Raw genomic sequence first — 7,221 nt, forward strand, 5'->3', positions numbered from 1 at the left:
AACATCATGGCGGATCTCACCTGCAATCTCGGCAGACTCACGCTGAAAAATCCCGTCATGACCGCGTCCGGCACGTTCGGGTACGGTTATGAGTATCATCAATATTATGACATCTCCCGACTCGGTGCGGTGGTCGTCAAGGGTATCCGCATGGAGCCGTCGCCCGGCAATCCGACGCCGCGTGTCGCGGAAGTGACCGGCGGAATGCTCAATGCCATCGGACTTCAGGGGCCGGGCGTCGACGCATTTCTGCACGGAGAACACTATTTGCCATTCCTGCGCAGCGTCCATGCGACCACGATCGTGAACATGTGGGGAAAGACCATTCAGGAGTACGGCGAAGTCGCCGAGCGGCTCGACGCCGAAAGCGACGGCATCGCGGCCCTTGAGATCAACATCTCCTGCCCGAACGTCAAGGCCGGAGGGGTCGCCTTCGGTACCGACCTCAAACTCGCGCACGAGGTGGTTTCGCTCGTCCGTTCGAAGACGAAACTGCCGCTCATCACCAAGCTCAGCCCGAACGTGACCTGCATCGCCGACTTCGCGCGGGCGGTGGTGGACGCGGGCAGCGATATGGTTTCACTCATCAACACGATTCCGGGCATGTCGATCGACATTGAGACGCGCCGCCCGCGCATCGCGAACCGTACCGGCGGTTTCTCCGGTCCCGCGCTCAAACCGATCGCCGTGCGCATGGTCTACGACGTTGCGCACGCCGTCAAGGTCCCGGTCATCGGCATGGGAGGGATCATGAACGGGGATGACGCGATCGAATTCTTTCTCGCGGGGGCGTCCGCCGTCGCAGTCGGCACGGCGAACTTCGTCGATCCGTATGCGGCGCTGAAGGTCATCGAAGGAATCAACGCCTATCTCGACCGCCACGGCATCGCGGGCATCTCGGAGATCATCGGCGCAGTTCGCTGCTGACACGGGAGACGCGGAATGGAGAAGAAAATTCTGTATGTCGCGGCCGCGGTGATTCGCCGGAACGGGAAGGTTCTGCTCTCGACCCGGCCGGAAGGGAAGCCGCCGGCCGGACTGGAGTTTCCCGGCGGCAAGATCGAATCCGGCGAAAGCCTGAAGGCGGCGGCGGAACGGGAATTGCGCGAAGAGCTGGGGGTCGAGGTCCTGGCGCTTGACGAACTTTTCCGGATCTCGCATGAGACGGAGAAGGCGGTGATTCATCTGCGTTTCATCCGCGCTTTTCTGCCGGAAGGAGAGGCGGTCACTCCGCTCGAGGGGCAGAGTTTTGACTGGTTCGATCTCCGGGGAGAAATGCCGCCGGAACTGCTTGCGCCGGATCGTCCGGTCTGGGAATTTCTGGCCGGATCGCGATGAATCGGGAAATTTTTTTGATTTCAGGACAATTTTTTACGGGTCTGCCGCGTTATATGGTGTGAACAGGGGCTGATGTTTATGGAAAAGAGTGATGTCGAAGCCAGTGACGGCGCATTGATCGCCGCCTTTGTCCGGGGGGACGAACGGGCGTTCGAGCAGCTCTACGGCCGGTATAAACGCCAACTGTACGGATTTCTGAACAATCTGATCGCAAACAACCCGGCCGAAGTGGATGAGGTGTTTGAGGAGACCTGGCTGCGGGTGCTGGAGAAACTGCCCCGCTACCGGGATGAGGGGCGGTTCAGCGCGTGGCTGTTCCGGATCGGGCGGAATATCTTCATCGACCGGATCCGGAGGAACCGGAATGCCGCTGCGGCCCTGGAGCTCGACACGGAAGAGGCACCGCAGGTCGCCGGGCCGGCCGCGATGGAGCCGGATCAGGAGCTGGAGCTCGGAGAGGTTGGAGATGTGATTGCGCAGGCCGTTGAACGGTTGCCGATCGAACAGCGGGAGGTGTTTCTTCTGCGTCAGCAGGAGCTCGCGTTCAAGGAGATCGCGGAGATCCAGGGGTGTTCGATCAACACCGTGCTCGGGCGCATGCAGTATGCGATGAAAAGTTTAAGACGGTTGATTCTGGAAATCGACCGGGGAGGGATCGTCACATGAAGAATCGGTTTGAAAATCTGAGGGTGCGCGACGTGCCCGAAGTGCTGGACCGCAGAATCATGGCGGCGGCGGCGCACAGGGCGAAGATGACGCGGTTCCGTCGTTCGCTTGTGCATTGCGTGTTCACCGCCACGGCCTCGGCGGCGGCACTGCTGATCGCGGGAACGGTGTTCCTGTTCCCGGAAGCGCATCATGGCGACCCGGCCATACCGACAAAATCGGTTGACAGTCAACTGCTTGAATTGGCTGACTGGTCGGCGCTTGAGCAGGAGTCCTACAATTTGAGTTTTGAACTTTACTCGGGCCGCCAGGCGCTGGCGGAACTTTCGAGTGTGAAGATTCCGGAGGGATATTGATATGACTGGAAAGCGATTCGCGGCGGGCTTGTTCGCGCTGTTGCTCGGAGCCGTGGCCGGAGCGGCGGAAGCGGTTCCACCCCCGGCACCGCAGACGGATGAACTTGCTCCACCACCGCCTCCGCCGGGCAAACCGGATCGGAAGGAACGTGGTTTCGGGCCGTTCGTATGGCGGGCTTTTTCGCGTCTGACGGAGCAGCAGCGCCTGGAGATGCTCAAACTTCAGAGCAGCGACCCTGAACAGTTCCGGCAGAAGATGCGCGAGCTCGGAGAAGCGCTCCGCAAGGAGGACATGGCGCGGTTTGCCGAGTTGCGCAAGGCGGTCGAGAGCTACCGGGCATCGAAGGACGAGGCGGAGCGGGCCGTCCTCAAAAAGACGATCACGGAACATGTTCGCGAAGATTACATGGAGCGGCTTGAGGACAACAAACGCCAGCTTGAAGAGATGAAACGCCGGACGAAGTTTCTGGAGGGGGAACTCGCCAAGCGCGAAGCCAATGCCGATCAGATCATCAAAGTTCGCGTAGAATCCATCCTGAAAGGGGAGTTGCCGGAACCGGGTAAACATCCGCCGAAACGGAAACCATAATCAAGGAAGAGCAAGAAGAAGAGGAGAGACATCGCAGGTTCGAACCTGCGAGCCCGGTCAGCTTAAGGCCGGAAACCACGAACCTGTTTTCCACACGCGAAAACAGGTTCGAATCTTTTCGGCTGCCAAAAAAACGGAGATCTGTGAGCGGTCGGGATATTTTCCACACTTCCTTTTGAGTGCCGTTCCGGTAAAACTCCTGTTTCAACATCCAAATATTTTTCGCAGTGATCTGCCGCCGCAAGAGATTTGAATTCCATGCGATATCGGGGGGGACAGGACGTTTGTCCCGACCGGAGTTGCATCTCCGGATGCTTCGGCTTTTGATTTTCTGGAAAAAAGATGTATACTGAAAAGAATAATCCATTTTCACCGGTAACGTATGCAGAAAAGTGAATTTCATCCATCGGAAATCCCGAACAAGCCCGGCGTTTATGTCTATCGCGACTGGTCGGGCAAAGTCATTTATGTGGGCAAGGCCTCGAACCTGCGCCGCAGAATGAGCTCCTACTTTCAGCCCTCCCGGCTCACCCGGGCGGACGCCAAACTGCGCTCGCTGATCAACTCCATCGAAGACTGGAGCTACGAGGTGGTCCGAACTGAGAGCGAAGCCCTGATTCTTGAATCGCGTCTGATCAAAGACTACGCTCCCTACTACAACATTCTCATGCGCGACGACAAACGGTATCTGCTGCTCAAAATCGACTGGAGCGAAACCTTCCCGACCCTCAAGCTCGCCCGGTTGAGAAAAAATGACGGAGCCCAGTATTTCGGGCCGTTCCCGAATGGCGGTGCTCTCCGGATGACCCTGGAGTTTCTGCTTGCGCACTTCGGATTGCGCGCCTGCCGCGATTCCAGTCCGGATGAGGAGACGCGCAAACGCTGCCTGAAACGAATTGTCAAAGACTGCTGCGCCCCCTGTATCGGTGCGGTTTCTCCGGAGGAGTATCGACAGCGGGTTGAGCGGGCCGTTTCCGTCCTTGAAGGAAATATCGGGGAGCTGACCGCGATTCTGAAACAGCGGATGGGTGAAGCCGCGCTTGAGGAAAAATTCGAAAAGGCCGCACATTTCCGCGACATCATGACAAATCTTGAAAGTGTGTTCGGGGAAAAGAACCGGATTTTCGCCCGGCCGGAACTGCCGGGAAGCACGCCGGGCAACGAGGCGGTTCGCGCCCTTGCCGATGCGCTCGGACTGGAAAAGCTCCCCTCCCGCATCATCGGCTTCGACATCTCGAACATCCTCGGAAAACTGGCCGTCGCCAGCCTGGTGGCGTTCAAGGATGGCAAGCCGGACAAGGACAACTATCGTCGATTCCGCATCCGCACCGTCCACCAGAGCGACGACTTCGCCATGATGCACGAAGTTCTCACCCGCCACTTCGGCCGGCTGCTGGAGGAGAAGCGTCCTCTCCCGGATCTCGTCATGGTCGACGGCGGCAAGGGGCAGCTCTCCTCCGCCATCGATGCTCTTGTGGAGATCGGTTGTCCGCCGCTGCCGGTGATCGGCCTGGCCAAACGCAATGAAGAGATTTATCTTCCCGGGCGCAGTGAACCGGTTGTTCTCGATCGGCATGATCCGGCTTTGCGTATGCTCCAGGCGTTGCGCGACGAAGCGCACCGGTTCGCCATCACGTACCATCGGGAATTGCGCAACAAGCAGATCGAACTCTCGAAACTCGATGAGATCCCCGGCATTGGCGCCGCTCGAAAGCGTGAGCTTCTGCGTTCGTTCGGTTCCCTGCGCTCTTTGAAGAAGGCGACGGCTCCGGAGATCGCGGAAAAAGTGCCCGGCATCGGCGACGAACTCGCCGGAAAAATCTACGATGCTCTTCACAAAAGTACCATCCCCGACAGGAAGGAAATATGATGGATTCAATCAGCGAACGACAGAAACGGACCCGACTTCTTCTCGGAGATGATCTGGCTCGACTTCAGAACGCCCACGTTCTTGTGCTCGGCGTCGGCGGAGTCGGCGCTTATGCCGCCGAACAGCTCGGGCGTGCCGGAATCGGCACGTTGACCCTCGTCGACGGCGATGACATCGAACCATCCAACTGCAACCGTCAACTGCCCGCATTGACCTCGACACTCGGACTGCCGAAAGCCGAGGTGATGGCGGATCGCCTGAAGGAGATCAATCCGGCAGTGAAGGTCCTGACCCGGAACGAATTCATCGAGGGAGGGAAAATTCCGCAGCTTCTGGATTCTGGATTCGATTTTATGATTGATGCCATCGACTCTCTGACCCCCAAGGTGGAATTTCTGCTGGAAGCCCGCAGACGAAAAATTCCGCTTGTCAGTTCGATGGGGGCGGGCGGCAGGATGGATCCCTCGCTCATAACGGTGGCCGACATCTCGAAAACGCACGGCTGCGCGCTGGCCAGGGCTGTTCGTTCACGCCTGCGGGAGCACGGAGTTTCACGTGGTCTCAAGGTGGTATTTTCTCCGGAGCCGGTCCCGAAATCCGCCATCGAATCCACCGTTGATTCCCGAGGGAAGTTCCGTTCCACGGTTGGAACCATCTCCTATCTGCCGGCCATCTTCGGCTGCATCTGCGCCAGTGTGGTCATCCGGGGGCTGCTGAGTCGGGAGTGAAACCTTTCCGGGATCTTTTTGCCCGGCAGGCAGCTGATGCAGTCTGGAGCCGCCGGGCAGGGCTCCTGCCTGTTCGTAAATTCACCTGTTTTTCGGAATGCGTGCCTTCAGCGGTCCGAGCAGTTCTGCGGGGACACGCAGCTTTCCTGCGCCGGAGCCGAGAGCGATATTCGGAGAATTTGCCCCGTGGTAGTCGCTCCCTCCGGAGAGCGCGAGTTGATAAGTCCGGGTGAGTTCGATCATCATTTGCGTTTCTCCGGGACCGAAGAGGCTGTAGTAACCTTCCGCAGCGTCGAGTCCAAGAGGAGCGAACCGTTTCATGACGCGTCGGGCCCAGGCCCGTTCATTGCGCTCGCGATAGACGGGGTGCGCCCAGACGGAGACGCCTCCCGCGGCATGGATCGCGTCGAATGCGCGGACCGGATCGGGGAGGGTTCGCTGGACATAGGCGGGGCAGCCCCGTTTCAGGAGTTTGTCGAAGACGGACTGGAGGGAGGGAAATCCGTAATCTTCCATGAGAGCCCGGGCGAAGTGTGGCCGTCCGATCGAGGCGGTGTCGCCGGCCGCGGCAAGGGCCGGATGGTCCCAGGTGAGGGGGTAGCCGAGGGAATTGAGTTTGCGGCGGATCGCCTCGTTGCGGATTTCACGATTTTTCCGCATCTCTTCGAGGAAGGCGCATAAATCGGGGTTTGTATGATCGAGAAAAAGTCCCACGATATGCAGTTCGCGGTTGCCGAACATGGTTGAGATTTCGACGCCGGGAATGGCCTCGATTCCGGGAAAATGGCGGGCTGCTTCAAGAAACTCAGGGATTCCTCCGACGGAGTCGTGGTCGGTCAGAGCGACGGCTGCGAGGTTGGATGCCGCAGCGATTTTGACGATTTCGCCGGGAGAATCACTCCCGTCGGAGGAGTTGCTGTGTACGTGAAGATCAATATATTGCATCATGAGCCATGAATGATGTTAAAAGCGTTCGCGCGGTTTAAAACGGCAGAGTCTGGTAAACCATCTGGAATCTTTTTTTTCGACGAGATGGTTATAGTGTTCGAGTTCTGCGCGGCATTCGGGGAGCGCCTGAGCAAGGGCTTCGCCGAGTTTTCTGTATTCGTCGATGAGCGCCGGAGAAAGGGAATCGTGGGGGAGTGCGGCGATTCGGTCTGCTGCAATGGCGTCGCATGCGAGGCGGGCGGCCATGGAGCTGGTTTCGGGGACGGGGGAGTGTTCGTCGAGTTCCGCTGCGATCTGCCGCCGCCGATTTAAAATCACGGACAGGAAATGGATTTTGATGTCAAGTTGTTTGCGTCGCATGGCCATTGCGTTGAAGAGGAAAATGAAGATGCCGACCAGAACGACCAGAATCAGAGATAGAATCGTTCCGGGGCTGGAGAAGTCGTTGTTTTTAAAAAAAGCATCGAGCGCAGAGCTGGAGGCGATCGTCATGTAAGTCTCCGTGGTTATGAATCATTGAATTGAGTTTGACATTTCATTAATGTACCGTTTGGCTGAGCATTCGTCAAGCGCATGGGGGCCGCAGGGAGCGGTTTCTTCATAAAAGTTGCGAAAAAGTTGTAATTTGAGCTTGAAAAGAGAGGGAGAATGGATTATTTTAAGAATCTGTTGCGTCCCTGCTGAGACGCGGTTGATGAAAAAGCGGGATTGAACCGGTTGAAAAAA

Annotated in this window: 10 protein-coding genes; 7 read left to right on the forward strand and 3 right to left on the reverse strand. The window is 57.9% G+C overall.

The window, feature by feature from the left end:
* Positions 1-6 precede the first annotated feature (6 nt).
* The 7 genes from Q0K10_RS07780 (at position 7) to Q0K10_RS07810 (ending at position 5,547) form a co-directional block, all read left to right on the forward strand.
* The gene (locus Q0K10_RS07780) at positions 7-927 is read left to right on the forward strand and encodes a dihydroorotate dehydrogenase (protein WP_294505461.1); all 921 of its coding nucleotides are present in this window, start codon (positions 7-9) and stop codon (positions 925-927) included.
* A gap of 15 nt (positions 928-942) precedes the next feature.
* Complete coding sequence (locus Q0K10_RS07785; protein ID WP_294505463.1) at positions 943-1,338, forward strand: NUDIX domain-containing protein; 396 nt, start codon at positions 943-945, stop codon at positions 1,336-1,338.
* Positions 1,339-1,416: 78 nt separating this feature from the next.
* Positions 1,417-2,004 (forward strand): sigma-70 family RNA polymerase sigma factor, encoded by a 588-nt coding sequence (locus Q0K10_RS07790; RefSeq protein ID WP_294505465.1) that lies wholly within the window; start codon positions 1,417-1,419, stop codon positions 2,002-2,004.
* Positions 2,001-2,360, forward strand: a complete 360-nt coding sequence (locus tag Q0K10_RS07795) for a hypothetical protein (protein WP_294505468.1) — start codon at positions 2,001-2,003, stop codon at positions 2,358-2,360. Before Q0K10_RS07790 ends, Q0K10_RS07795 begins: the two co-directional genes overlap by 4 nt.
* A 1-nt stretch (position 2,361) precedes the next feature.
* Positions 2,362-2,949, forward strand: coding sequence for a hypothetical protein (locus Q0K10_RS07800; protein ID WP_294505470.1), 588 nt, complete (start codon positions 2,362-2,364; stop codon positions 2,947-2,949).
* Between the two features lie 382 nt (positions 2,950-3,331).
* Positions 3,332-4,819: an excinuclease ABC subunit UvrC gene (locus Q0K10_RS07805; protein WP_294505473.1), complete on the forward strand. Its 1,488-nt coding sequence runs from the start codon at positions 3,332-3,334 to the stop codon at positions 4,817-4,819.
* The gene (locus Q0K10_RS07810; protein ID WP_294505475.1) at positions 4,816-5,547 is read left to right on the forward strand and encodes a tRNA threonylcarbamoyladenosine dehydratase; all 732 of its coding nucleotides are present in this window, start codon (positions 4,816-4,818) and stop codon (positions 5,545-5,547) included. Before Q0K10_RS07805 ends, Q0K10_RS07810 begins: the two co-directional genes overlap by 4 nt.
* 81 nt (positions 5,548-5,628) lie before the next feature.
* Here Q0K10_RS07810 and Q0K10_RS07815 read toward each other — a convergent pair whose 3' ends face one another.
* From Q0K10_RS07815 to Q0K10_RS07825, 3 genes are all read right to left on the reverse strand, one after another.
* Positions 5,629-6,495, reverse strand: coding sequence for a PHP domain-containing protein (locus Q0K10_RS07815; protein WP_294505477.1), 867 nt, complete (start codon positions 6,493-6,495; stop codon positions 5,629-5,631).
* 15 nt (positions 6,496-6,510) lie between these two features.
* Positions 6,511-6,987, reverse strand: a complete 477-nt coding sequence (locus Q0K10_RS07820; protein ID WP_294505480.1) for a hypothetical protein — start codon at positions 6,985-6,987, stop codon at positions 6,511-6,513.
* 21 nt (positions 6,988-7,008) lie between these two features.
* A partial coding sequence (locus tag Q0K10_RS07825; RefSeq protein WP_294505483.1) for a hypothetical protein occupies positions 7,009-7,221 on the reverse strand: 213 nt, incomplete at its 5' end.

Origin of the sequence: uncultured Victivallis sp. (genome assembly GCF_944391105.1) — a bacterium.
In the GTDB taxonomy this organism is placed as follows: domain Bacteria; phylum Verrucomicrobiota; class Lentisphaeria; order Victivallales; family Victivallaceae; genus Victivallis.